Annotated in this window: 25 protein-coding genes and 2 pseudogenes; 23 read left to right on the top strand and 4 right to left on the bottom strand. The window is 38.5% G+C overall.

The genetic code is table 11. The features are described 5' to 3' along the window. The first annotated feature begins 49 nt into the window (after positions 1-49). The 6 genes and pseudogenes from MMB68_RS06295 to MMB68_RS06270 all read left to right on the top strand — a co-directional run bounded on the left by MMB68_RS06295 (position 50) and on the right by MMB68_RS06270 (position 5,679). On the top strand, positions 50-1,294 hold the full coding sequence (locus MMB68_RS06295) for a YeeE/YedE family protein (protein ID WP_221784871.1): 1,245 nt from the start codon (positions 50-52) through the stop codon (positions 1,292-1,294). Positions 1,295-1,607: 313 nt separating this feature from the next. Beyond that, a complete protein-coding gene (locus tag MMB68_RS06290) occupies positions 1,608-2,714 on the top strand; it encodes a CapA family protein (RefSeq protein ID WP_221784872.1) in 1,107 nt (368 codons plus the stop codon). A gap of 91 nt (positions 2,715-2,805) precedes the next feature. Then, a complete protein-coding gene (locus MMB68_RS06285; RefSeq protein ID WP_221784873.1) occupies positions 2,806-2,991 on the top strand; it encodes a DUF4083 family protein in 186 nt (61 codons plus the stop codon). A gap of 100 nt (positions 2,992-3,091) precedes the next feature. Next, a pseudogene (locus tag MMB68_RS06280) lies at positions 3,092-3,326 on the top strand (hypothetical protein). 106 nt (positions 3,327-3,432) lie between these two features. Beyond that, a complete protein-coding gene (locus tag MMB68_RS06275; protein WP_221784875.1) occupies positions 3,433-3,918 on the top strand; it encodes a GNAT family N-acetyltransferase in 486 nt (161 codons plus the stop codon). A gap of 429 nt (positions 3,919-4,347) precedes the next feature. After that, positions 4,348-5,679, top strand: coding sequence for a TIGR00366 family protein (locus tag MMB68_RS06270; RefSeq protein WP_221784876.1), 1,332 nt, complete (start codon positions 4,348-4,350; stop codon positions 5,677-5,679). Positions 5,680-5,722: 43 nt separating this feature from the next. Here MMB68_RS06270 and MMB68_RS06265 read toward each other — a convergent pair whose 3' ends face one another. Further along, positions 5,723-6,562 carry an SDR family oxidoreductase gene (locus MMB68_RS06265; RefSeq protein WP_221784877.1) on the bottom strand — a complete coding sequence of 280 codons (840 nt, stop codon included), beginning with the start codon at positions 6,560-6,562 and terminating at the stop codon, positions 5,723-5,725. 221 nt (positions 6,563-6,783) lie between these two features. On the opposite strand from MMB68_RS06265, the gene MMB68_RS06260 reads away from it, so the two are divergent. The 3 genes from MMB68_RS06260 (at position 6,784) to MMB68_RS06250 (ending at position 9,927) form a co-directional block, all read left to right on the top strand. Next, complete coding sequence (locus MMB68_RS06260; protein WP_013057494.1) at positions 6,784-7,746, top strand: carbohydrate ABC transporter permease; 963 nt, start codon at positions 6,784-6,786, stop codon at positions 7,744-7,746. Further along, complete coding sequence (locus MMB68_RS06255; RefSeq protein WP_013057493.1) at positions 7,746-8,573, top strand: carbohydrate ABC transporter permease; 828 nt, start codon at positions 7,746-7,748, stop codon at positions 8,571-8,573. Before MMB68_RS06260 ends, MMB68_RS06255 begins: the two co-directional genes overlap by 1 nt. Positions 8,574-8,643: 70 nt before the next feature. Then, positions 8,644-9,927: an ABC transporter substrate-binding protein gene (locus MMB68_RS06250; RefSeq protein WP_221784878.1), complete on the top strand. Its 1,284-nt coding sequence runs from the start codon at positions 8,644-8,646 to the stop codon at positions 9,925-9,927. 125 nt (positions 9,928-10,052) lie between these two features. Here MMB68_RS06250 and MMB68_RS06245 read toward each other — a convergent pair whose 3' ends face one another. Next, the gene (locus MMB68_RS06245; RefSeq protein ID WP_221784879.1) at positions 10,053-10,376 is read right to left on the bottom strand and encodes a YnfA family protein; all 324 of its coding nucleotides are present in this window, start codon (positions 10,374-10,376) and stop codon (positions 10,053-10,055) included. A gap of 304 nt (positions 10,377-10,680) precedes the next feature. Here MMB68_RS06245 and MMB68_RS06240 point away from each other — a divergent pair, with 304 nt between their 5' ends. Continuing rightward, complete coding sequence (locus MMB68_RS06240) at positions 10,681-11,667, top strand: MBL fold metallo-hydrolase (protein ID WP_221784880.1); 987 nt, start codon at positions 10,681-10,683, stop codon at positions 11,665-11,667. Between the two features lie 40 nt (positions 11,668-11,707). Here the strand turns inward: MMB68_RS06240 and htpX are convergent, their stop codons facing one another. Continuing rightward, a complete protein-coding gene (gene htpX / locus MMB68_RS06235) occupies positions 11,708-12,580 on the bottom strand; it encodes a protease HtpX (RefSeq protein WP_057273378.1) in 873 nt (290 codons plus the stop codon). A 251-nt stretch (positions 12,581-12,831) separates the two neighbouring features. Here htpX and MMB68_RS06230 point away from each other — a divergent pair, with 251 nt between their 5' ends. Together MMB68_RS06230 and MMB68_RS06225 are read left to right on the top strand one after the other, a co-directional pair. Further along, positions 12,832-13,170 (top strand): PadR family transcriptional regulator, encoded by a 339-nt coding sequence (locus tag MMB68_RS06230; protein WP_217027509.1) that lies wholly within the window; start codon positions 12,832-12,834, stop codon positions 13,168-13,170. Further along, the gene (locus MMB68_RS06225) at positions 13,160-13,837 is read left to right on the top strand and encodes a DUF1129 family protein (RefSeq protein WP_221784881.1); all 678 of its coding nucleotides are present in this window, start codon (positions 13,160-13,162) and stop codon (positions 13,835-13,837) included. Before MMB68_RS06230 ends, MMB68_RS06225 begins: the two co-directional genes overlap by 11 nt. Positions 13,838-14,009: 172 nt before the next feature. Here the strand turns inward: MMB68_RS06225 and plsY are convergent, their stop codons facing one another. Continuing rightward, complete coding sequence (plsY, locus tag MMB68_RS06220; protein ID WP_221784882.1) at positions 14,010-14,597, bottom strand: glycerol-3-phosphate 1-O-acyltransferase PlsY; 588 nt, start codon at positions 14,595-14,597, stop codon at positions 14,010-14,012. 636 nt (positions 14,598-15,233) lie between these two features. On the opposite strand from plsY, the gene MMB68_RS06215 reads away from it, so the two are divergent. The 11 genes and pseudogenes from MMB68_RS06215 to MMB68_RS06165 all read left to right on the top strand — a co-directional run bounded on the left by MMB68_RS06215 (position 15,234) and on the right by MMB68_RS06165 (position 23,531). Further along, positions 15,234-15,422: a hypothetical protein gene (locus MMB68_RS06215; protein WP_225049418.1), complete on the top strand. Its 189-nt coding sequence runs from the start codon at positions 15,234-15,236 to the stop codon at positions 15,420-15,422. 306 nt (positions 15,423-15,728) lie between these two features. Further along, entirely contained in the window at positions 15,729-16,040 is a 312-nt protein-coding gene (locus MMB68_RS06210) for a hypothetical protein (protein ID WP_043982736.1), read from the top strand. Between the two features lie 128 nt (positions 16,041-16,168). Then, positions 16,169-16,909, top strand: coding sequence for a glycoside hydrolase family 25 protein (locus MMB68_RS06205; protein ID WP_221785112.1), 741 nt, complete (start codon positions 16,169-16,171; stop codon positions 16,907-16,909). A 33-nt stretch (positions 16,910-16,942) separates the two neighbouring features. Continuing rightward, positions 16,943-17,268, top strand: a pseudogene (locus MMB68_RS06200) (pyrophosphohydrolase domain-containing protein). A 38-nt stretch (positions 17,269-17,306) separates the two neighbouring features. After that, positions 17,307-18,281, top strand: a complete 975-nt coding sequence (locus tag MMB68_RS06195) for an HNH endonuclease domain-containing protein (protein WP_264407769.1) — start codon at positions 17,307-17,309, stop codon at positions 18,279-18,281. Between the two features lie 138 nt (positions 18,282-18,419). Further along, positions 18,420-19,364 carry a sugar-binding transcriptional regulator gene (locus tag MMB68_RS06190; RefSeq protein ID WP_026106623.1) on the top strand — a complete coding sequence of 315 codons (945 nt, stop codon included), beginning with the start codon at positions 18,420-18,422 and terminating at the stop codon, positions 19,362-19,364. 5 nt (positions 19,365-19,369) lie between these two features. After that, on the top strand, positions 19,370-19,693 hold the full coding sequence (locus MMB68_RS06185) for a hypothetical protein (RefSeq protein WP_221813203.1): 324 nt from the start codon (positions 19,370-19,372) through the stop codon (positions 19,691-19,693). 181 nt (positions 19,694-19,874) lie between these two features. Further along, a complete protein-coding gene (locus MMB68_RS06180; protein ID WP_221813205.1) occupies positions 19,875-21,176 on the top strand; it encodes a pyrimidine-nucleoside phosphorylase in 1,302 nt (433 codons plus the stop codon). A 21-nt stretch (positions 21,177-21,197) separates the two neighbouring features. After that, positions 21,198-21,872: a deoxyribose-phosphate aldolase gene (deoC, locus tag MMB68_RS06175; protein WP_221784884.1), complete on the top strand. Its 675-nt coding sequence runs from the start codon at positions 21,198-21,200 to the stop codon at positions 21,870-21,872. Positions 21,873-21,931: 59 nt separating this feature from the next. Next, positions 21,932-22,330, top strand: coding sequence for a cytidine deaminase (locus MMB68_RS06170; RefSeq protein ID WP_221813208.1), 399 nt, complete (start codon positions 21,932-21,934; stop codon positions 22,328-22,330). Between the two features lie 19 nt (positions 22,331-22,349). Continuing rightward, entirely contained in the window at positions 22,350-23,531 is a 1,182-nt protein-coding gene (locus MMB68_RS06165) for a NupC/NupG family nucleoside CNT transporter (protein WP_013057474.1), read from the top strand. The last annotated feature ends 81 nt before the right edge of the window (positions 23,532-23,612 follow it).

Here is a 23,612-nt window from a genome sequence, read left to right as displayed (position 1 = left end):
ATGATAAATATTAATTCTTAGTATTTCTATCAGAAAAGGAGTTGATGATGTGGCGCAAACGTTGCACTCATCATATAAATCAAAGCCTACTACTGTTGTAACAGAATTAAGCCCTATGCAAAAGCCATTATTTGCAGGAGGGGTTATAGCAGCAGTTATTTTATTTCTTGCGATTGTGCTCACGACTAATTGGACGCAAGGTGTTTTATTTATTATCGGCCTAGCGTTAGGAATGACGCTTCTATACGCACGTTTTGGCTTTACATCAGCATTTCGCCGCCTTGTATCTGTCGGCAATGTTCAAGGCTTGCAAGCGCATATGCTTATGCTTGCAATTGCGTCAACATTGTTTGCTATTATTTTAAGTACAGGCTTTAGCTTTACAGGGGTAACGCCAAAAGGATATGTTTCACCTGTAGGAGTAAGCGTGATAGTTGGTTCGTTTATGTTTGGAATTGGCATGCAGTTAGGAAATGGATGTGCCTCAGGGACGCTGTATTCGTTAGGCGGCGGCTCTTCTTCTATGATTTTAACGCTTTTAGCCTTTATTGTAGGTTCTATGTTTGGGGCTTATCATTTGCCACTTTGGCAAAAGCAACCTTCGCTTCCCCCTATCTCATTAGCTGAATCGACAGGTCTTGGTTATTTTGGAGCTTGGATTGTACAGCTTATCGCGTTCGCAGCGATTTACTGGATTACGATTCAAATTGCCAAAAAGAAAAATCCGCCTATGATGAAACAGCTTCCTACTACAAAAGGGTGGAAAAAGATTATTCGCGGCTCTTGGCCTCTATTCACAGCAGCGATTGTGCTGGCCGTATTAAATGCATTGACGCTTGCTGTAAGAGGAAACCCTTGGGGAATCACTTCTGCTTTTGCATTATGGGGCGGAAAAGCCATGATGGCAGCCGGGATAGATGTGTCGAGCTGGGGATTTTTCCAAGGTGCAAATGGAGAAGCGCTAACGCAAAGTGTGCTAGCAGACTCTACCAGCGTGTTAAACTTTGGGATTGTACTAGGGGCCTTCATTTCAGCGACGGCGCAAGGGACGTTCAAACCGGGAAAGATTAAGCCCGGAGTTGCGGGAGCAGCTGTTGTTGGCGGCCTTTTAATGGGGTATGGTGCGCGTCTTGCTTTTGGCTGTAACATCGGCGCTTACTTTGGCGGCATTGCTTCATTTAGTCTTCATGGATGGGTATGGATGGTTATGGCGATGCTTGGCACAGGCGTAGCACTATTTATCCGACCGTTATTTGGACTCAAAAACCCTAAATCTAATGATTCGATTTGTTAAGTTTAGATAAAACCTTCTTTGCATGAGCAAAGGAGGTTTTTATTTTAGGTGATGTTTGGAATCGCTGTGCTATTTTGTGAATCACTTGAAGTTTAGTACAGCTCATCAGTTTTCTCCGCAGCGTTTGCGCTGCTTTTCTCTTAGCTAAAATCTCTTGTTCTGACTCAAAAAGAATATAAAAACTTCCTTTTTTTATAAAATTTTCACTTATTTTGCCGATATAACAGGAAGATTGTATGTATTTGGCGAAATGTAGAGTAAACACCATGTCCAAACACAGTTATCAAAACGTAAAAAGGGGTTTTAACGTTACATGAACAAGTATTTAAAAAAAGCTGTTATTTATGGAAGTTTGTGTTTTTTATTGGGAGCGTGCGGAGGAGCAGGAGAACAAACCTCTTCTGAGCCGCAGAAAAAAGAAGAAACAGTAAAGTCTAAAGAAGAAGCGAGTAAAAAAGAGAAAAAAGACGCAATCAATACAACCATTAAAGTTAGCGCAGCAGGAGATTTTACCTTAGGAAACGATGAAAGCTTTGGGTACGATTCTACCTTTAACGACGTAGCAGCAAGAAATGGCCTGCCGTATTTTACGCAAAATGTAAAATCGATCTTTGAGCAAGATGACTTAACAACGGTTAATTTAGAAACAACGCTGACAACTGCGACGGAAAAAGCAAGTAAAACATTTCGTTTTAAAGGTGATCCTTCGTTTGTAAATATTTTAAAGCAAGGAAGTATTGAAACCGTTAACTTGGCTAATAATCATACGCATGATTATTTACAGCAAGGATATGATGATACACGAGAAAACTTAAAGAAAAGCGGAATAGGCTATTTTGGCTATGAAGATACATATATTACAACGGTAAAAGGAGTCAAAGTAGGGTTGCTTGGATATCCGGGCTGGGATGACACCAAAGAAATAAGAAGCCAGATTAAAGACGGAATTAAGTCTTTAAAAGAAAAAGGAGCTAAAATTATCATTGTGCATTTCCACTGGGGATCCGAACGACACTATGTTCCTGATACAGCGCAGCAAGCATTGGCAAAGTATACAATTGATAACGGAGCAGATTTAATTTTAGGTCATCATCCTCATGTTGTTCAAGGAATTGAAGAGTACAAAAATAAATTTATTGTCTATAGCTTAGGAAACTTTATGTTTGGCGGAAACAAAAATCCAAGTGATAAAGATACATTTGTATTTCAGCAGAAGTTTACAATTAAAGATGGAAAGCTAACGACGAATAAAGACATCAACGTCATTCCATTCCGTATTTCTTCCACAACAGCGCGAAACGACTACCGACCTACGCCTTTAACAGGCGCGGAAAAGGACCGAGTGAAAAATAAGCTGATTGATGTTTCCAATCAAATCAAACAGGAAAAGTGGACGGTCTACGATGAAGATAGTAAATGAAGCTCTCAGCATTGAGAGTTTTTTTTATAAAATAAAGCGAAAAAAACCAAAAAAATGATATAATGTAAAAAAATAGATTAAAGGTGGATTTATGGTTAATACAGGTGATATTATTTTTCAAATTCTTATGCTGCTGATTCTTATAGGCGGAGCGGGAATAATTATTGCATTCATTATAGGTGTAAAAAGATTGATTCAAAGGCAGGTAGCAAATGAAAAAAGGCTTCAGCGAATAGAGCAAAGATTAGATGATATGCTAAAAAATAAAGAGTCTTGACTATACAAAAGCACTGTCAATACATCAGTGCTTTTGTACTTGACATTTTATAAAAAAGCAGTAAGATATGTATACATCATTTATATAGGGAGGAAGTTACATGGCAAAGTCAAAAGCAAAAAAAATGCGTGATAAAATGACGCGTGAAGGAAAGCGAAATCCAGAATTAAACCGCAGCCTGTTTGTATTTGCAGACATGGAAACGCGGACAACCAAAACAAAGAAGGAAAAACTTCAGCATCAGCACACAAAACATAAAAAACGATTATCAGACGGAGCATACAGTACCGGAGATGATCGTTTTTTTGTTTGCATTTAATTTATCCACAAAATGAAAAAGAGCTGTTTCACTATCTATCTTTCTTTACTCTGCCCCAAACATTTTTACTGTAAACTTTCACAAAAAACCCTTATGATAGTAAAGAAGGAGATGAACTAAGAATGCTTACGATTGAAAAAGTACCTAAAAACCAAGCGGGCGTTTTGCAAAATTTGTATTCTCTTTATCTCCATGATTTATCTGCGTATACACCTTCTTTAGATATTCGCGAAGATGGAGCTTTTCATTTTGAAGAGCTGCCCCTGTTTTGGAAAGTAGAAGGCCTCTCGCCATACTTTATTAAAGTAGATGATAAGCTGACAGGCTTTTTTTTACTTCTTGAACAGCCCGCACTTCAGCAAGAAGCAGATTACTGCATCAATGATTTTTTTATCTTAAACAAATACCGCGGGCACGGCATCGCTTCCGAAACGGTAAAAGACATTTTCTCTCATCGAAAAGGAACATATATGATTATTGAGCTTGCAGGCAATAAGAGGGCTATTTCATTTTGGAAACATATTTATGAAAGCTTACATATTTCCTTTCAAGAAAAGAAAATTGAAATTGATGGAGAGCTAACTCTTGTTCAAACATTTAATGTGTAAAGAGGTTGAGACATAACGAAATGAACCCAATTGAAAGATGAACAAATGAGGTACATGAGCTGGACTGCTTGTTAAAACGCAGTTGATTTCCATGCAAGGCTTCGCTTTCCGCGGGCGGCCGCTGAGCCTCCTCGTCACTTTCGCTCCTGCGGGGTCTCATCTGTTCCGCTTTTCCCGCAGGAGTCTTCGCCTTGCCCTCCAATCAACTGCTAGAAGGAACGAAACAGATAAAATTATATGCACAATCACAAAAAAACGAGCCACTCATCAAACGCGTTGATTAATGGTTCGTTTTTCACTTGGGCTAAAATACTTTTGTCCCAGCCTCTTTTATTAAACTAAATATTAACAATTTTCAACAAATTATGTATAATTAAAGATGCTTGTCGACATTTATTCACAGGAGTATTCCTGTAAAGGAGGAGTAAAATGAAAGCGTTATCTAATTTCTTTACGGCGCTTGTGCAGCGTTTTTTACCTGATCCGTTTGTATTTGCTTTAATCTTGACGCTGATTTTATTTGTATCAGGTATTGTTTTTACTCCTCACGGGCCGATTGAAATGGTTCAGTTTTGGGGAAGTGGATTTTGGAACCTTTTGGCATTTGCGATGCAAATGAGCTTAGTGCTTGTCACGGGACATGCGCTTGCCAGCTCGCCGCTTGTAAAGAAGTGGCTTGTGAACATAGCACTGTTAGCCAAAACTCCGGCGCAAGGGGTTATTCTGGTCACGCTAGGCGCAGCCATGGCCTGTATGATTAACTGGGGGTTTGGCTTAATTGTAGGTGCGCTGTTTGCGAAAGAAGTAGCGAAACGCGTGCCGGGATCTGATTATCGGTTTTTAATTGCCTGTGCTTACATAGGGTTTTTAACATGGCACGGAGGCTTGTCAGGTTCGATTCCTCTTGTCGCTGCTACACCTGGAAACCCAATGGAAAAAACGGCTGGACTTATTCCGCTGTCAGACACGATTTTTACAGGCTACAACTTATTTATTACCCTCGGATTATTAATTGTCCTTCCTATTATGACAAGACTGATGATGCCGACGGGAAAAGAAGTGGTAGAAATCGATCCAAGACTGTTGGCAGAAGATGAAATGGCGCCGGCTACAGTTGTTGAGACAACTTCTTCTAAGCCAACATTTGCTGTACGCATGGAGAACAGCAGGTTTTTAAGTCTAACAATTGCACTTCTTGGGTATTCATATTTAATTTATTATTTTGCTACAAACGGTTTTAAAATGGATATCAACACAGTGAATTTATTGTTTTTTACGACGGGTATTTTACTTCACCGCACGCCTTTATCCTATATGAATGCCGTTTCCAATGCTGCGAAAGGAACCGCTGGGATTGTGATTCAGTTTCCATTCTACGCAGGTATTCAAGGCATGATGGAGCTATCAGGCTTAGGCGGTAAGCTAACAAATGCCTTTATCTCGATTTCAAATGAAACAACATTTCCATTTCTCGCGTTTTTAAGTTCTGGCGTTGTGAACTTTTTTGTTCCGTCGGGAGGAGGACACTGGGTTGTACAAGGACCTTTTATTATGCCGGCAGCTGAACAGCTCGGCGTAGATCCGGGAGTCGCCGCGATGGCCATTGCCTACGGAGAAGCATGGATGAATATGGCGCAGCCGTTTTGGGCACTGCCCGCACTAGCTATCGCAGGGCTCGGAGCGCGCGATATAATGGGCTACTGCGTGACGACCTTAATTGTATCAGGCTTTATTTTTGCTGTAGGACTAACGTTTTTCTAATACGAAAAGGTCAGCTGAAAAGCTGACCTTTTTTTATTCTACATTATAAGCCAACTTCGCGTGCACTCCAGTTCCAGAATTCTTCTGCAAGCCGTTCATTTTTTGCTCTTGAAGAAGGGGGTGTAACACGTTTTTTATAAAAATAAGCGCCGCTAATATGCGTTACTTCAGGGCTGTCTGCTAAATAAATAGCTGTTTCGGCACCTTCAAGAGGCGTTAAAAAGAAAGGGCGAAGCACGGCGTGAACGCTTTTTCCAAAGCCCGTTTGGCGATTAACGCCGATAGCGGTAGAGACTGCACCAGGGTGTAGGCAATTTACGGTTACAGAAGTATCTTTTAGCTTTTTACTTAAATGGACCGTAAATAAATTATTCGCTAATTTAGACTGAGAGTATCCTCGCCATATTCCGAATCCTGTTGTTAAGTGAGGATTGTCGAAATCTATTTTTCCAGCTTTATGAGCACCGGAGCCAACATTTATAATGCATCCTTGCTTAGCCTTTTTTAACGGATCTAAAAGTAAATTAGTTAACAAAAAGTGTCCCAAATGATTGACGCCAAGCATCATTTCGAATCCGTCTTGTGTTGTTTCACGTTTGATTGTTACCACACCTGCGTTATTAATCAGCACATCAAGTACACTGTAGCGAGACATAAAGTCATCACTGAAAGACCGGATACTAGCGAGAGAAGCTAAGTCACAGGTCATAAGAGATATGGAGTCTGATCTGCTTTGGCGCTTGGCTTCTTCTAAAGCCGTATTTCCTCTTTCTTCATTTCGGCATACCATAATGACTTCGAATCCTTTTTTAGCTAGTTCAATCGTTGTGGCCAGCCCCATTCCAGAATTGGCACCCGTAATTAACGCTCGTTTGGCTGTCATGCGTATGTTCCTCCCAACTACATCTTTTTTCTAGTGTATAAGATAAGAAGATACGTCGTCCACTTCTAGCTTTTTCTTTCATGCTTTAAAAAAGTGCGTAAAATGTGCACAGGGGAGAAAATGTTGCACAAAGGTCAATATTTTACACCCTACTCGTCAATTAAAGCGGTTTCATAAATAGCGGATTTCGCTAAAATAAGACATAGGGAGGTGCTAGTAAGATGAATAGCCAAAGTAAATTACAGGAGACAGAATATGTTCCTTTAGAGCAAGAACTTAAAAGAGAACCATCGATTAATACGAAAAAACGTAAAAATTTGAAAAATGTAGGTTTATTTGCACTATTTGTAGGGCCCGCACTTTTAGCGTTTTGTGTGATTGTACTTATACCATTTTTTACAGGGATTTATTACTCATTTACAGACTGGAACGGAGTAAACGGTACGATTAACTGGGTGGGACTTGATAACTTTAAGTACTTATTCACTGAAGATAAGCAGTTTCAGCAATCGTTTTGGATCACAACAAAATATACGGTCGTTGCGATTATCTTAACGAATGTGGTTGGGTTCGTGTTAGCAATCCTTGTTACTCAAATGTTAAAAACACGAAACATTTTACGTACGGTTTTCTTTATGCCGAATTTAATTGGCGGACTTTTACTAGGATTTGTATGGCAGTTCATTTTTGTAAAAGGATTTGCATCCATCGGACAAATCACGGGAATTTCGCTTTTTGAACTTCCTTGGTTGGGAGACGCAAAAACAGCATTTTGGGGCATCGTGATTGTAAGTGTATGGCAAGGAGCAGGTTATATCATGCTTATTTACACAGCAGCACTGCAAAACGTACCGCAAGAGCTAATTGAAGCAGCAAAAATTGACGGAGCAAGCAGATGGCAAATTCTTCGTCACATCACAATTCCAATGGTAGCGCCGGCAGTCACGGTTTGTTTATTCTTAACGATTTCATGGTCATTCAAAGTATTTGATGTCAACTTATCATTAACAAACGGTGGTCCATTCAAATCAACAGAAATGTTAGCGCTTAACATTTATACAGAAGCATTTGTTAATAACAGATACGGTCTAGGTGAAGCAAAAGCCTTAATTTTCTTCATCGTCGTAGCAGCGATTACGATTATTCAAGTAACATACACGAAGAAGAAGGAGGTTGAATCGTAATGGGAAACAAATATACGAGCAAAACCTTTATTGTTGAAATTTTAGCGGTCCTGCTTGGACTGGTGTTCTTGGTTCCATTTTATTACGTGCTTTCAAACTCGTTGAAGTCATTTGCAGAAATTTTATCAAACACATCGGCACTGCCGACAACGATTCAGTTTCAAAACTTTGTAAATGCATTCAACCAAATGAACTACTTAAAAGTGCTTAGCAACTCGCTAATCATTACTGTTATCAGTAACGCAGTTCTAGTAATCTTCTGTTCAATGGCAGCTTACATGCTGGTTCGAACAAAGAAAAAAATCAGCAGTATTATCTTTATGGCATTCGTAGCGGCAATGGTTATTCCGTTTCAATCCATCATGATTCCACTTGTAAAAGTAGCAGGAAACTTAAATCTGTTAAACAGCATCTGGGGTATTGTGATCATGTATCTAGGCTTTGGTTCAGGTATGACGATTTTCTTATACCACGGATTTATTAAAGGAATTCCAGTTGAGCTAGAAGAAGCGGCAATCATCGACGGATGCTCACGTCTAGGCGTATTCTGGAGAATTGTATTCCCGTTATTAAAACCAATTACAGTAACCGTAGTTATCTTAAACAGCCTATGGATTTGGAATGACTTCTTACTTCCGTCTCTTGTTCTGCAAGATCCTGAGCTAAGAACGATTCCGCTTGCGACATTCTTCTTCTTTGGTCAGTATACAAAGCAGTGGGATTTAGCACTAGCAGCACTTGTAATCAGTATTATCCCGCTATTAATCTTCTTCTTTGCAATGCAAAAACACATTGTTAAAGGAATTACAAGCGGTTCAATTAAATAATAGTATCGGCAACAGGGCTGGTTTTGAGGCTGAGGCATCAAAACCAGCAGGAAATAGGGAGGAACGGAAAATGGCATTTAAAATGAAAAAATGGCCTTTAGCAGTAGGTGTTTTATCGGCTACGCTTTTATTTTCAACCGCGTGTTCAAACGAAAGCGCATCTGGTAATAAAAAAAGCGGCGGAGATCAAGTAGTAGTAGATGTATTTCAAGGAAAAGTAGAAATTGCAGATCAGCTAAAAGCTCTAACTGATCAATATACAAAAGAACATCCAAACGTAAAGTTTAATATCCAAACGGTTGGTGGAGGAGCTGACGGCGCAGCAGCCTTAAAAGCGCAGTTTGCGTCGGGGAATGCACCTGATCTTTTCACAAACGGCGGATATCAAGAGGCGAAAACGTGGAAAAATAAATTAGAAGATTTATCAGATCAGCCTTGGATTGATGATGCGTACGAAAACACACTTACACCAATGACGATGGACGGTAAAGTATATGGACAGCCAATCAGTCTTGAAGGCTATGGATTTACATATAACAAAAAACTGTTCAAAAAAGCAGGCATCAAAGAACTTCCAAAAACATATTCAGAATTAGAAGCAGCGGCTAAAAAGCTAAAAGCTGCCGGCATTACGCCATTTTCTATCGGCTACGGCGAGTGGTGGGTACTTGGAAATCACGGCTTAAATATTCCATTTGCAAGTCAAAAAGATCCGGATGCATTTATTAAAGGATTAAATGACGGCAGTACAAAAATCGCAGGAAACGAGCAGTTCAAACAGTATGTAAAGCTGCTTGATTTAACAGTGAAATATGGAAACAAAAATCCGTTAACGACGGACTATAACACGCAAGTAACGAAATTTGCGAACGGTGAAGCAGCGATGATTCAGCAAGGAAACTGGATTCAGCCAATGCTTGATAAAATTACGCCGAACATGGATGTAGGGATTCTACCTATGCCGCTAAGCGACGATGCAACTGCATCTGACAAGCTTGCAATTGACGTTCCAAGCAACTGGGTTATTCACAAACAAGCACCAGCGGCAGATAAAAAAGCAGCAAAAGACTTCTTAAACTGGATGGTCACATCTAAAGAAGGTCAAAAAGCGCTAGTAGAAGACTTCAAGTACATTCCAGCCTTTAAGTCAATCGAAGCAAAAGACATCGGACCTTTAGGTGAAGAACTTCTTAAATATTCTAAGGAGCAAAAAACGCTTCCTTGGGAATGGACAAAATTCCCTGAAGGCGTCACGCAAAAATTTGGAGCGGATGTACAAGAATACATCGGCGGCCAAACGTCTGAAGATGAGCTATTAAAATCTTTAGATAAAAGATGGGCTGAGTTGAAGTAATGGAAAAGACAACCTTGGGGTTGTCTTTTTTTTGTGGGTACACAAACCAGAAACATAGCTGTATTTATCTAAAAAAATAAAAGGCGGCAGAATTTATGTGTTCTGCTGCCTTTCTGTATTATCACTTAACTTCTTGGCCAAAGCATAACGGCTACGCCAATTAGACACACAAGTCCGCCAATCCAATCATATGTATCGGGCATTTTTTTATCAACCCACCACGCCCAAAACAGGCTTAAAACAATAAAAATGCCGCCGTAAGCTGCATATACACGCCCAAAGTCCGGGAATGGCTGCCACGTTGCTATGATTCCGTACAGCACCAAAGCAATACCGCCCAGCAGCCCTAACCAGCTTGATGCTCCTTCGCGCAGCCACTGCCAAATCAAATAGCCTCCGCCAATTTCAGCAAGACCCGCTAAGATAAAAAGAAAAATCGCTTTAATCATAAACTATACTCCTTATATCATCATTTCTTCTCTTTATTCTATCTTACTTTTTTCATTTGATGGACCATTTGTTCGATATAAGTGTACTGGAAAGCATTCCTTTATCAATTTGTCTTCAAACCTGCTAAACTATTAATAGTATGAGTTTATGTGAAATGTTTGTACGAGTACAAAGAGTTATTTAATGACTACTGCTCAGCGTACTTTTACAAGTAGAAGTTAGCAGGAAATTGACTATTTAAAAGAATAGAACGTTTAACAGTATAAAAAAGTAAAAAGAATGCAGATATAGGGGTTTGGTAAAATGAGTTTAGATCATAAAGTAATACGCATTGAGCTGCCTACGCCATTTCCAATTGGACCAGTGAATGTGTTTTTATTAAAAGCAGACAAGTTAACGTTAATTGATGCAGGTATGAAAACCAAAGAAGCGTGGAATGTTTTTGAAGAGGCGCTTCGTAAAGAAGGATATAAAGTAACAGATATTGAACAAGTTATTCTTACTCATCAGCATCCGGATCACACTGGATTTTTAGAATGGCTGCCGAGTGATATACCGGTTTACGGTCATAAGCTTGTGGAGCCTTGGATTTACCAAGATGAAGAGTTTGTTCAGCAGCATAATGAGTTATACCGTAATTTCCTTATAGAGTTTGGAGTCAGTGATGATGTAATGGAAGAATGGCTTCGTAAAGCAACGGCTGCGATTCAAGTGTATTCACCTAAAGGGCAGAAGCTAACTGGGTATTTACAAGAAGGAGATACACTTCCGTATGCGAGTGAGTGGGAAGTAATTGAAGCGCCGGGACATTCTTTGAGTCAGCTGATGTTTTACAATCGAAAAGAAAAAGTCGCGTTTGGCGGAGATCATATTTTGCCAAAAGTACCGTCAAATCCATATTTAGAGCCGACCATTCAAAATCCTAAGCCACAGCCGCTATTGGACTACTTGGCTTCTCTTGAAAAAACGTTGAACTACGACATTGACTTGATTTACAGCGGACATGGTGAACCGCTTAGTGATATTCATTCTTTAATTATGGAACGTATTCAAAAACAGCATAAATGGGCGCTGCGCGTGTTACAAGCGATGGGTGAAGGAAAGAAAACAACGCTTGAAGTCAGCGCAGCTTTTTTCCCGGATATGTATCAAAAAGCACCGGACTTTATTTTCTCAGAAGTGTACGGCCAGCTTACGTATTTAGAGAAAGAAGGATACGTTGAATTAACAAAAAATCGAGACGGCGTCTTGCTGTGGGAAACTACACGTGTGCTTGCTCCTCAGTCATAACATAAAAAACCAGCTTCTATAAAGAAGCTGGTTTTTATGCTTATAGTGAATGCAAGCGCTCAATGCGTTTTTCAAGCGGCGGGTGAGTAGAGAATAAGCGTGAGAATTTTTCTTTACCGCTAATTTTAAAAGCGGCAATTGATTTTTGGCGGTCATCTACTAATGAAGTAGTATGACGAAGCGATTCTAACGCATAAATCATTTTTTCCTTGCCGCCGAGTTTAGCTGCAAGCTCATCGGCTTTGAATTCACGTCTTCTTGAATGCCAGAAGATAATTGGACTGCTTAAGATACTAAAGAGAATCTCAAATATAATCGATGTAAGGAAATAGACAACCATCGCAAACTCTTCTCGCACGAAGTTTGACACCGCTTTGGCTACTAAACGAGAGAAGAAAATAACGAATGTGTTTAATACTCCTTGCAGAAGCGTAGTTGTGACCATATCACCGCTTTTAATATGCGCTATTTCGTGAGCGATAACGCCGCTGATGGCATCGCGGTCCATTCGTTCAAGCATTCCGCTTGAAACAGCAACAAGCGAGCGTCTTTTACTTGGACCCGTTGCAAAAGCGTTAACTTCCGCCGAGTGATAAATTCCGACCTGAGGCATTTTTCTTAATCCTGCAACAGATGCAAGTCGGTGCGTTTCTTCTAAAACAAATCGCTCATATTCACCTTGAGGAGAACGTTCATCAATAACTTGAACACCCATCATCCACTTTGCCATCACGCGTGACATCATAAGAGAAATAATCGCGCCGCTGAAGCCGGCAATGACGCTAAATGCCAGCAGGCCGCCGTAACCGCTGCTTCCCATATAGCTTTGAACACCTAATAAAGATGTAATCGTTGTGATTGTGATTAATACTAAAATATTAACGAAAATAAACAGTGAAATTCGTTTTAGCACAAGTCTTCCTCCTTTAACTAATACGTGCATGATAGGTATACGGTCAGAGGAGAGGAAAGGTTTCATTTATTTATTCAAATTTACTAAAAAGATTACTATGTTAAGTGGTTTAATAAAAAAAGTAAATAAATGGTTGAATACTTACCATAAATAGGTTATTATAAGTCATATAAAGCTATCTTGTCTTGCAAGGTAGCTTTACTTTAAAAATGTATCTTGTATAACAAGATAGTGAAAAGGAAGAAATCGATATGTCTTTGAGAAGTCAATTGTTAAAAGGAATTTTAGAAGGGTGTATCTTATCAATCATTCAAAAAGAAACGGTTTATGGCTATGAGCTATCCCAGAAGCTTCAACAATATGGATTAAATGATGTGAGTGAAGGTTCGATTTACCCAATTTTACTACGTCTTCAAAAGGAGGGATTAATAAAGGGAGAAATGAAAGCATCGCCTTCGGGTCCTAAACGAAAGTACTATCATCTTACGGCATCTGGTGAGAGAGCATTATGTGAAATCCAAGAGGAATGGATCAACATTCAAAACCCTGTAGATAAATTGTTGAATAGGAGTTTTTACAATGACCGCTAAGGAATTAATTAAATTAAATAATAAGAAGCGAAGAGAGCTGACCAAGGAAAATGAAGAGTACTATGATAATATGCTTGTTTACATTCGAACAAGTGTGTCAGCTTCTGAACAGCAGGCTGAGGAGTTATTGATGGAGCTTTTAGATCACCTTATTGACGCACAAGCGGAAGGGAAGCGCGCTGAAGAGGTATTTGGAGAAAACCTTAAGACGTACTGTGATGAAATGATTAAACAGTTACCTAAAGAACCCTTAAAAAGCACTGCTTTTTTTATAAGCTTTTTATTGTTACAGCTTGCAAGCTTGATGGCTATAGTAAGCGGGATAGGAAATATTGTTGTACATTATGTTAAGGATAGCAGCCAGACTGTTTATATCGGAACAGCAATCGTCACTTTTGTTATTGTTGCAGCTATTATTTCTCTTGATGTTTTTCTGCTTTTAAAATGGATACAAAAATCTGTTTACAAAATTACGAATAAGATTAAGGACTTTTTTCTACTCTTTGTCTTAATTTTTATTTCTCTTGCAGGGATGGTTTTTTTACCAAAGCTTATTCCACCTTTTGGCTATGTAATAGAATTTGGAGGCTTCTTATATTTAGCTGCTGGTGCCGTAACACTCATCGTTTTAAGGTGGTTAAATAGTAAATATCAAATTACAAAATGAGATATAGGAAGCAGCAAAATGTATTGTTTAGTCTATAATCAAGAGCATGTTTAAATAAATTTCATAATTTACGTCTATCTTGGGACAAGACGTACTAAAATAATTAAAAAGGTGTTCAACTCATGAACACCTTTTTGGTAACACCATTTAAAGATTACTAACTTTAGTACGTTTAAAAATTAACCTTAGGTTCTGTACCTAATTTAATGCGTTTGAAGTTTTTAATATGCTTCCATGTAATAAAAACAAAAATAACGGCTGCAAATACGATTAGTACAACATCACCTACATAGAGTGATGCCAAAAAGGCAACCAATGCGCCAATAGGTGAAGATAAGGATACGTATTTAGAAATTTTGAGAGAAATTAAAAAAGCAAGAATCCCTAGAATGAAAGCTAATGGTGAAAATGCAAGGAATACACCAGCGGCAGTCGCTACAGATTTTCCTCCTTTAAACCTTGCAAAAACCGGATAGCTATGTCCGAGAATAGCAATAAATCCAGGGACAAGCATATGCAAGTGACTATTCATCATAAGCGGTAAACAGACGGCTAGCGAGCCTTTTGCTATATCGCCGATCAATACTATAATACCTGCTTTCTTTCCTAGAGTGCGAAAGGTATTAGTAGCTCCTAAGTTACCGCTTCCGTGCTTGCGAACATCGGTTTTGTAAAAGCCCTTTCCAATCACTAAAGCAAAAGGAATTGACCCAATTAAATAAGCTAATAAGATAATTATAGTGTTTGTTAATACGTTCATTGTTGGCACCTCAAATTGTGTTGTTATTATTCATTTTATAGCAAGATATCAAGAGTAAAGTTTATTTTGTTTCTGAACACTTCTATCAGTATGTATTGCTTCCCAGCGAGTAAATTGTGGAAGGTAGTCTTTTATATCTCTACAAAAGATAAACGCGGAAAAAGCAGTTTTTTGTATGGATAGAGGGTGCTGGCTGTTTCGGTAGAGCATTTGTAGATTCAACTATATTTTTAGCGGAACAGCTTCATGACTTTATGCTAGGATATTTTTGGATTTTCAAGCCTTTCTACGTATTAGGACGAATCCATATGTCCATTATAAATATGTAAAAAAAGAAAAGAGGATAGGCGTAAAGGCAAAAATAAAAAAACTTCCTACAACAACAGCAAAGTTTTTTGCGCATCAGCCGTTCTGATTTTTTCTACAAAAATAAAAACTTGTAATACAATTTTTAAAATATAACATAAATGTTTAAGGATTAAAAGATATTTTGGGTATATTGTATTAGAAGAAATGTGTTTTAATATTTTTTTATAAAAAATAAGACAAAGAAATTAACAAATCAAAAGAAATATAATAAAATGTAAAACGGTGTTTCGAAATATTAACTTCTTAAAGTTGAAAGGGGTCCTGCACTTGTTGTGGACAGATATCAAAGAACGAGAAGTAGTTATGTACAAAAACTGCCAGGCGAAAATTTTAGAAAAAAAGGTGCCGAATAAAATAGTCGTGCGCAATCTAGAATTCCCGGAAAAAGGCGATTGGATATCAGCCGAGCTTGATTTTGAAGCTGTTGAAAAATTTGAGAAGAGTCGAGAACACTAATACGAAAAACATTTTATAATACTTCTATTTGTTATATAAGAAAAAGCCGAGCTTACATTTTGAGTTCGGCTTTTTTGTTTATGTTTAATTCGTTTTCTTTACGAAGAGCTCCTTGTTATTACATGTAAAACCGCGTCTTTTCCTCTCATTCATTTTCCATTATTACAATAGTCCCGTACAAAAGCGTATCTTTATACGGGACTATTGATTTATTTTTAGCACACGTATTTTTGCCACTTTTTTCATATACAACCGTTCAGAAACAAAACGTCTGTGCATACATTGAAGACAAAGGGGGAGGATACATTGGGAAAAACAAGTCGTATATTGAAATGGGTCAGCGGAGGATTAGAGGCTCTCTGGGGGATTCCCCTCTTAGGCGGCACCTTGGTTATAAGTCTAGCCTACACGCCGCTCATTCTAATGCTCGCATTGCACGTCGTAGGTTTAGTATTTGCGATTAAAACAAACAAAGTTCGGACAGGGCATATCATGGGAATTGTCTGTTCTGCTATTGCGTGGATTCCAATTGTCGGCATGATTATGCATATTTTAACGGCTATTTTCTTACTGATAGAAGCAGCCAAAGATAACGAGCCATCTGAAGACGCAGCATAAAAGAAAAGCCGCCTGATTTTTAGGTGGTTTTTTGTATTTAATGCACAGACTTGGAGGCTATATTGTTTTGGAAAATCCTTTTTATGTTAGAATATTAGAAGTATTTTCTAAAAAAGGGGGTAAACATAATAGACAAAGCCAATCAAAAAAACAAAAGACTGTTTACAGCAGGACTCATATTAGTCGCTCTTGTAAGCTTTATATTTTTACTATGGAGTAAAGGATGGGCAATTCCTAATGCGATAAGTGCCAACCGCTATGATGTAAAAGGCGTAGACGTATCTTCTTATCAAGGGGAGATTGATTGGAGTGTGCTGAGTAAACAAGATATTCAGTTTGCTTTTATCAAAGCAACGGAAGGAAGTTCATTTCAAGATCCTTTATTTAAACAAAACTGGGAACAAGCAAATCGGAAAAACATGCGAATCGGAGCTTATCACTTTTTTAGCTACGATAGCAAAGGTTCCACACAAGCGGCTAATTTTATCAAGGCGGTCTCTCTTAAAAATAACGATTTGCCACCAGTGATTGATGTAGAATTTTACGGAGATAAAAAACAAAACCTGCCGTCTCAGAAACGTGTATACAAGGAGCTTTCTAGCATGATTACACGTCTTGAATCTCATTATGACAAGCGCGTTATTCTTTATACGACGCCTAAAGCGTATGACTTGTACATTAAAAACAGATATCCCGGATGTGATATTTGGATTCGCGACGTTGTAAAAAAGCCAACTCTTGAAGAACAGCAAGAATGGACGTTTTGGCAGTATACGGACAAAGGGCGGTTAAGCGGCTATAAAGGTGAAGAAACGTTTATTGATTTAAATGTGTTTAACGGAAACCAAGCAGAATTTGAAAAATACTAGTTTACTAGAAAGGTAAGAGAGGGAGGAGAAACGATGCCTACTTATAACAAGCTAGTGCGAGATAAAATTCCTGCGATTATTGAACAAAGTGGAAACACCTTCAAATCACGCGTGCTGCAGCGAGAGGAGTATCAAATGAGCTGAAGAAAAAGGCAAAAGAAGAGCTTCAAGAGTACATAGAAGCCCAAACGCATCAAGATGCCATTGAAGAACTCGCAGATTTACTGGAAGTTATGCACGCGCTAGCAGCTGTGCACGGGGCCACGCCCCAACAACTTGAGAAAGTGCGTGAAGAGAAGGCCAAGAAGCGCGGGAAGTTTGATGATCGGATTTATTTAGTGGAAACAGAAGAAGCGTAGTTTGGTGGTGCAATAGTGGAAGGAGCGAGCGGTGGCAGGTGAGTTTTAATTTAAAAGTAGGAGAAATAAAAAAAACTTATTTAACAGAACGAGAAATTTGGAAGATCATTAACCAATTTTTCGCTAATGGTCACTTTACCACAACATATAAATATGGATTGATGAAAGCTTTAATTGAAAACCTATATAATGTTGACAATCGGTTAGTACTCACGTTTGATCAAGTGTATTTTTCATTTGCTAAAATATATTGGAACTTGGTTATTCATCATGATTTAAATCAGTTAAATACACCCAACAGACAAGCTGGAATTCAAAAAGAGTTAAAGGAATTTCAGTTAATGCATGGTGTCCCCAATAAAATAGTATTTGATCGTTTACCAAATAATCTTCAATTGCAGTTAGTAGAAAGAACTAAAAAAGTGGGGGCAAGGTATGTAGTAGGGGCGTTATACGGAGATATGGAAGGTTCTGTTTATGAGTTTGATACAAGAACAGAATACATAAAGTTTAATAGCAGTATATATATTTTTTTACAAAAATATAGACAAATTGTTACTCATTTAACTAATTATCATTTGGCGAAATTTTTAGAAAAGTATAATGACAAAAATAAGTTAGAAGATGTCTTGTTAAAAGTAGAAAATGTTTCAAAACGTGAATCGCTGCATGCATTCTATAACATCCTTTGGAAATATGAAACAAAAGAATGTTTTTATTGTGGAAAACAGCTGTCTGATAAACGCATCGCTACTCATGTAGATCATTTTATTCCATGGAGTTATATCCAATCAGATAATATGTGGAATTTGGTGTTAAGCTGTCAAAGCTGCAACACAAAAAAGAGCAATAAACTTGCTAAGAGTGTATACCTCGAGAAGATGTTTGTTCGTAACGATAATCTTAAATTAACAGCAGTTCACAATGATTTTAACTATTATTCAGAGCGTAAGTTAAAAGCTCTTTATGAGTATGCTGGAATGAATGGATACGTAGAAAACTGGTCTCCTTAATCCCGAGTATTTCTCTTTTCATCTCAGTTACAAAATCCCCTCTTGAAATTTTGTTCACCAAACAAGTAAACTAAAGACATAAGTTTGGTAAAATTGGGATAAGAAATTCATGAGGTAAGGGAGAACAAGTCGATGGAGATGGATCAAGAGAAATTTAATAAAGTGATTGAAGCGGCAAGGATGTATTATATTCTTGATTATAATCAAAGTGAAATTGCAAAAAAGCTTGGTGTATCAAGGCCTACGGTTTCTCGATTGCTGCAAACAGCAAAAGAAGAAGGCATTGTTCAAATTAAAATTGTGGATTCATCTATCAATAGTGAAAAATTGTCTTCTCAGCTTGAACAAAAATTCAATTTAAAAAAAGCAATCGTCACACCGGTGCCTCAATATGAAAATCACATTATTAAAAGTCATCTAGGCGTGGCAGCAGCTGACTATCTCTATGACATTGTAAAAGATGGAGACATTATTGGGGTGACGTGGGGAACAACTCTTTATCAAGTGGCCATCGATTTAAAACAAAAGTATGTGAATGACGTGCAGGTTGTACAGTTAAAAGGCGGAGTAAGCCATTCGGAAACGAGCACGTATGCTTCTGAAATTATGTACTTATTTGGAAAGGCATACAATACGCCTCCTATGCATCTTCCTTTGCCTGTAATTGTTGATCACGTGGTAGTCAAAAAAGCAATGGAAACGGATCGTCATATTAAGCGCATTTTAGATTTAGGCAAACAAGCCAACATTGCCGTCTTTACTACGGGACCCATCAAAACGGATTCGCTGCTTTTTCAGCTTGGCTACTTTTCCGAACAAGATGTAGAGATGATTTCCTCTCGAGCAGTGGGAGACATTTGTTCACGCTTTTTTGATAAAGATGGACAAATTTGCAATGAAAGTCTGGATGAACGGACGCTAGGACTTGATTTGGAGGAACTGAAGAAGAAAGAGTACGCGATTTTAGTAGCGGGCGGGGATCAGAAAATTGACAGCATTTACGGAGCGCTGCAAGGAAAATTTGCAAATGTGCTGGTTACTGATCAGTTTACGGCGCGCTTTTTGTTAGATAAACAAGAGTAAGGGAGATGAAGGCGCTGTTTTTTCAAGAGCAAAAGCTTCATCAAATTGAAATAATAGAAGATATTGTATCTTATTCTGCATCATCTCTGCAGGCACAGAGAAACCGGTATCCTTTTCAAGCAGGCGCTTCAAAAGATGGAGTGATTGCCAAGGGAATGACGGGCTATATCATTAAACGGTGGGGAAGAATGTACTTCTCTCCTGATGCTAATCAAAAAGGAATTGAACGGTTTACGCCGCCTGATCAGCCATATGTATTAATTCCTTATAAAAAGGTAAAGAATAAGTACAGAATCGTATTGTCATTTGTGATAAAAGCTGAAAAATAAGGGAAGACTTCCGAATGCGGAAGTCTTTTTTATTCACTAAAACAGCGGCTATAAATATTTTTGAACAAATGTAAATATATCTGTTTACAATTGTTCAAAGCTATTATATAGTAAGGGTGTAAGTTGTTGAAAACGTTTTAGTGGATGCACAATATGCAGATACTTTTAGGGGGAAAACGTCATGAGAATGGTTGACTTAATTGAAAAAAAACGTAATGGACATGAATTAAATAAAGCTGAAATCGATTTTATTATTGAAGGTTATACAAAAGGGGATTTACCTGATTATCAGCTATCGGCATTTGCGATGGCAATTTACTTTCAAGGAATGACGCAGGAAGAACGCGTAAATTTAACGCAAGCAATGGTTGAATCAGGCGATCAAATCGACTTGTCAAAAATTGAAGGTATTAAAGTAGACAAACACAGCACAGGCGGCGTAGGTGATACAACAACACTTGTATTAGGACCTTTAGTAGCTGCGGTTGATGTACCGGTTGCTAAAATGTCTGGCCGCGGCTTAGGACACACTGGCGGTACAATTGATAAACTTGAAGCAGTGCCTGGCTTCCACGTTGAAATTACAAACGAAGAATTTATTCGTTTAGTAAATACAAATAAAATTGCCGTTATCGGTCAAAGCGGAGACTTAACGCCAGCGGATAAAAAGCTTTATGCGCTTCGTGATGTAACAGCAACGGTTGATTCGATTCCGTTAATTGCAAGCTCAATTATGAGTAAGAAAATTGCGGCTGGAGCAGATGCCATTTGCTTGGATGTAAAAACGGGGAACGGCGCATTTATGAAAAAGCTTGAAGACGCTGAAGAATTAGCAAAAGCAATGGTTGAAATCGGAAAAGGCGTAGGCCGAAACACAAAAGCCATCATTTCAGATATGAGCCAGCCTCTAGGTTTTGCGGTTGGTAATGCGCTTGAAGTGAAAGAAGCGATCGACACGTTAAAAGGCGAAGGTCCTGAAGATTTAACGGAGCTTTGCTTAACATTAGGAAGTCACATGGTTGTACTTGCTGAAAAAGCAAACAGCCTAGACGAAGCGCGTGCAATGCTTCAAGAAGTAATTAAAAACGGAAAAGCATTAGAATCATTTAAAACATTCTTAAGCGCACAAGGCGGAGACGCTTCTGTGGCAGACGATCCGTCTAAATTACCGGATGCAGCGCACAAAATTGAAGTGCCAGCAAAAGAAGATGGCTACATTTCAGAAATTGTTGCAGAAAAAATCGGCGTAGCAGCAATGAAGCTAGGTGCAGGACGTGCAACAAAAGAATCTGAAATCGACTTAGCAGTTGGTATTATGCTAAATAAAAAAGTTGGAGACCAAGTGAAAAAAGGCGACTCTCTTGTTACAATTCACAGCAACAGTGAAGATGTACAGGAAGTAATGGATATCGTTTATGATTCTTACAGCACAGTCGCTGAAAAAGTGGAAGCTCCAACGTTAATTTATAAAGAAATTCATTAAGAGACAGAGAGGAAGAACAAAATGAGTCAAAACATTACGGGTATTATTGATCATACATTATTAAAAGCAGATGCAACAGAAGAGCAAATTACGATTTTAGCACAAGAAGCAAAAGAATATTCATTCGCTTCGGTTTGCGTAAATCCAACGTGGGTAAAAAAAGCAGCTGAGTTATTAAAAGACGCTCCAGAAGTAAAAGTGTGTACGGTAATCGGCTTCCCTCTTGGGGCTACGACTTCAGCAGTAAAAGCATTCGAAACAACAAATGCAATCGAAAACGGTGCAGATGAAGTAGATATGGTAATCAATATAGGCGCGTTAAAAGACAAAAACTATGACCTAGTGCAAAGCGATATTCAAGCAGTAGTAGATGCTGCAAAAGGCAAAGCGCTAGTAAAAGTAATTATTGAAACAGCTCTTTTAACTGACGAAGAAAAAGCAAAAGTTTCTGAGCTAGCTGTAAAAGCTGGAGCTGATTTTGTTAAAACGTCAACGGGCTTCTCAACAGGAGGCGCAACGGTAGAAGACGTAGCGCTTATGAGAAAAACGGTTGGACCAGATGTAGGTGTCAAAGCTTCTGGCGGCGTTCGAGGCTTAGAAGATGCAAAAGCAATGATTGAAGCAGGTGCAACACGTATTGGTGCAAGCTCTGGCGTATCAATTGCAAAAGGTCAATTAAGCAACTCTGATTATTAATAAATGACAGCAGGTTAGTACTAGCTAACCTGCTGTAAACTAAGCAAAGGGTGATGACGGTGGAGCCAAAACAATTAATAGATGAAGCAATCGCAGCAAGCAAACAAGCACATGTACCATATTCTCAATTCCATGTTGGTGCAGCTCTTTTAACAACCGATGGGAAGATTTATCGTGGATGCAATATTGAAAACGCTTCCTATGGATTGACGAACTGCGCTGAGCGAACGGCTATTTTTAAAGCTGTTTCAGAAGGGGACAAGCAGTTTTCAGCTATTGCAGTTGTAGGAGATACGGACGGCCCAATTTCTCCTTGCGGCGCATGCAGACAAGTATTAGCTGAGTTCTGTGATGATCACACACAAATTATCTTAGCAAACCTAAAAGGAGATTTTGTGATTACCCACATCAACGAAATCTTACCGGGCTATTTTTCATCAAAAGACTTACAAAAATAAGTAAGCAGTGGAGGATACTATGAAATATTTAATTGGCATCTTAGGGTTACTCGTTGTCTTTGGATTAGCGTATCTTGCAAGTAATAACCGTAAAGAAATCAAATATAGACCAATCATTATTATGGTTGTGATTCAAGTTCTTTTATCAGCTTTACTTCTTAATACAAAGTTTGGCTTGATTATTATCAATGCGATTGCCAGCGTTTTTGGAAAGCTGCTTTCATACGCAAACCAAGGAGTAGAGTTCGTGTTTGGAGGCATTGCGAACAAAGGATCAATGCCGTTTTTCTTAAACGTCCTGCTTCCAATCGTTTTTATCTCTGTCTTGATTGGGATTTTACAGCACTTTAAAATTCTTCCTTTCATTATGAAATGGATTGGTTTAGTTCTCAGCAAGATTAACGGAATGGGAAAATTAGAGTCTTATAACGCAGTAGCTTCTGCGATTGTAGGTCAGTCAGAAGTATTTATTACTGTTAAAAAGCAACTAGACAAACTGCCGCCAAACCGTTTATATACGCTTTGTGCATCAGCTATGTCGACTGTTTCTATGTCAATTGTCGGTGCTTATATGACAATGATTGAACCAAAATACGTAGTAACAGCGATCGTTATTAACTTATTTGGCGGATTTATTATTTCTTCTATCATTAACCCTTACACAGTAACGGATCAAGAAGATATTTTAGAGGTACAAACAGGTCATAAGCAAACGTTCTTCGAAATGCTTGGCGAATATATTATGGATGGATTTAAAGTAGCGATTATCGTAGGCGCGATGCTAATTGGTTTCGTTGCGCTAATGGCTGCGATTGATAATGTGTTTGAAATGCTGTTTGGTCTGTCGTTCCAGCACCTGCTTGGCTATGTGTTTGCACCGTTTGCATTCATCATGGGTGTTCCTGCTTCAGAAGTTGTGGCAGCGGGTGGAATTATGGCAACAAAACTTGTAACAAATGAATTTGTGGCAATGATGAGTCTTTCAGATATGGCTTCAACATTCAGTGCTAAAACACTTGGAATTGTATCCGTATTCTTAGTATCATTTGCTAACTTCTCATCAATTGGAATCGTGTCAGGAGCGGTTAAAGGCTTAAGTGAAAAGCAAGGAAATACAGTAGCGCGCTTTGGTCTTCGCTTACTGTATGGAGCTACGCTTGTAAGCGTACTGTCAGCGATTGTTGTCAGCTTCATTTTATAAGTGTAATAGAAACAGAAAGAAAAGCAGTTTCCTTTTCAAAAGGAATTGCTTTTTCTTTTTTACATGTAAACCGTAACTCCG

The sequence above is a fragment of the Priestia sp. Y58 genome (genome assembly GCF_029522095.1).
Lineage (GTDB): Bacteria > Bacillota > Bacilli > Bacillales > Bacillaceae_H > Priestia > Priestia megaterium_E.
Note: the sequence above shows the minus strand (reverse complement) of the source record. Positions and strands in the feature narration are given on the sequence as shown.

What these genes read in the sequence shown, in the direction of transcription:
- MMB68_RS06290 (WP_221784872.1), top strand. Translation starts at nt 1,608, where the DNA reads ATGAACAAGTATTTAAAAAAAGCTGTTATTTATGGAAGTTTGTGTTTT.
- MMB68_RS06285 (WP_221784873.1), top strand. Translation starts at nt 2,806, where the DNA reads ATGGTTAATACAGGTGATATTATTTTTCAAATTCTTATGCTGCTGATT.
- MMB68_RS06275 (WP_221784875.1), top strand. Translation starts at nt 3,433, where the DNA reads ATGCTTACGATTGAAAAAGTACCTAAAAACCAAGCGGGCGTTTTGCAA.
- MMB68_RS06270 (WP_221784876.1), top strand. Translation starts at nt 4,348, where the DNA reads ATGAAAGCGTTATCTAATTTCTTTACGGCGCTTGTGCAGCGTTTTTTA.
- MMB68_RS06265 (WP_221784877.1), bottom strand. Translation starts at nt 6,562, where the DNA reads ATGACAGCCAAACGAGCGTTAATTACGGGTGCCAATTCTGGAATGGGG.
- MMB68_RS06260 (WP_013057494.1), top strand. Translation starts at nt 6,784, where the DNA reads ATGAATAGCCAAAGTAAATTACAGGAGACAGAATATGTTCCTTTAGAG.
- MMB68_RS06255 (WP_013057493.1), top strand. Translation starts at nt 7,746, where the DNA reads ATGGGAAACAAATATACGAGCAAAACCTTTATTGTTGAAATTTTAGCG.
- MMB68_RS06250 (WP_221784878.1), top strand. Translation starts at nt 8,644, where the DNA reads ATGGCATTTAAAATGAAAAAATGGCCTTTAGCAGTAGGTGTTTTATCG.
- MMB68_RS06245 (WP_221784879.1), bottom strand. Translation starts at nt 10,376, where the DNA reads ATGATTAAAGCGATTTTTCTTTTTATCTTAGCGGGTCTTGCTGAAATT.
- MMB68_RS06240 (WP_221784880.1), top strand. Translation starts at nt 10,681, where the DNA reads ATGAGTTTAGATCATAAAGTAATACGCATTGAGCTGCCTACGCCATTT.
- MMB68_RS06230 (WP_217027509.1), top strand. Translation starts at nt 12,832, where the DNA reads ATGTCTTTGAGAAGTCAATTGTTAAAAGGAATTTTAGAAGGGTGTATC.
- MMB68_RS06225 (WP_221784881.1), top strand. Translation starts at nt 13,160, where the DNA reads ATGACCGCTAAGGAATTAATTAAATTAAATAATAAGAAGCGAAGAGAG.
- plsY (WP_221784882.1), bottom strand. Translation starts at nt 14,597, where the DNA reads ATGAACGTATTAACAAACACTATAATTATCTTATTAGCTTATTTAATT.
- MMB68_RS06190 (WP_026106623.1), top strand. Translation starts at nt 18,420, where the DNA reads ATGGATCAAGAGAAATTTAATAAAGTGATTGAAGCGGCAAGGATGTAT.
- MMB68_RS06185 (WP_221813203.1), top strand. Translation starts at nt 19,370, where the DNA reads ATGAAGGCGCTGTTTTTTCAAGAGCAAAAGCTTCATCAAATTGAAATA.
- MMB68_RS06180 (WP_221813205.1), top strand. Translation starts at nt 19,875, where the DNA reads ATGAGAATGGTTGACTTAATTGAAAAAAAACGTAATGGACATGAATTA.
- deoC (WP_221784884.1), top strand. Translation starts at nt 21,198, where the DNA reads ATGAGTCAAAACATTACGGGTATTATTGATCATACATTATTAAAAGCA.
- MMB68_RS06165 (WP_013057474.1), top strand. Translation starts at nt 22,350, where the DNA reads ATGAAATATTTAATTGGCATCTTAGGGTTACTCGTTGTCTTTGGATTA.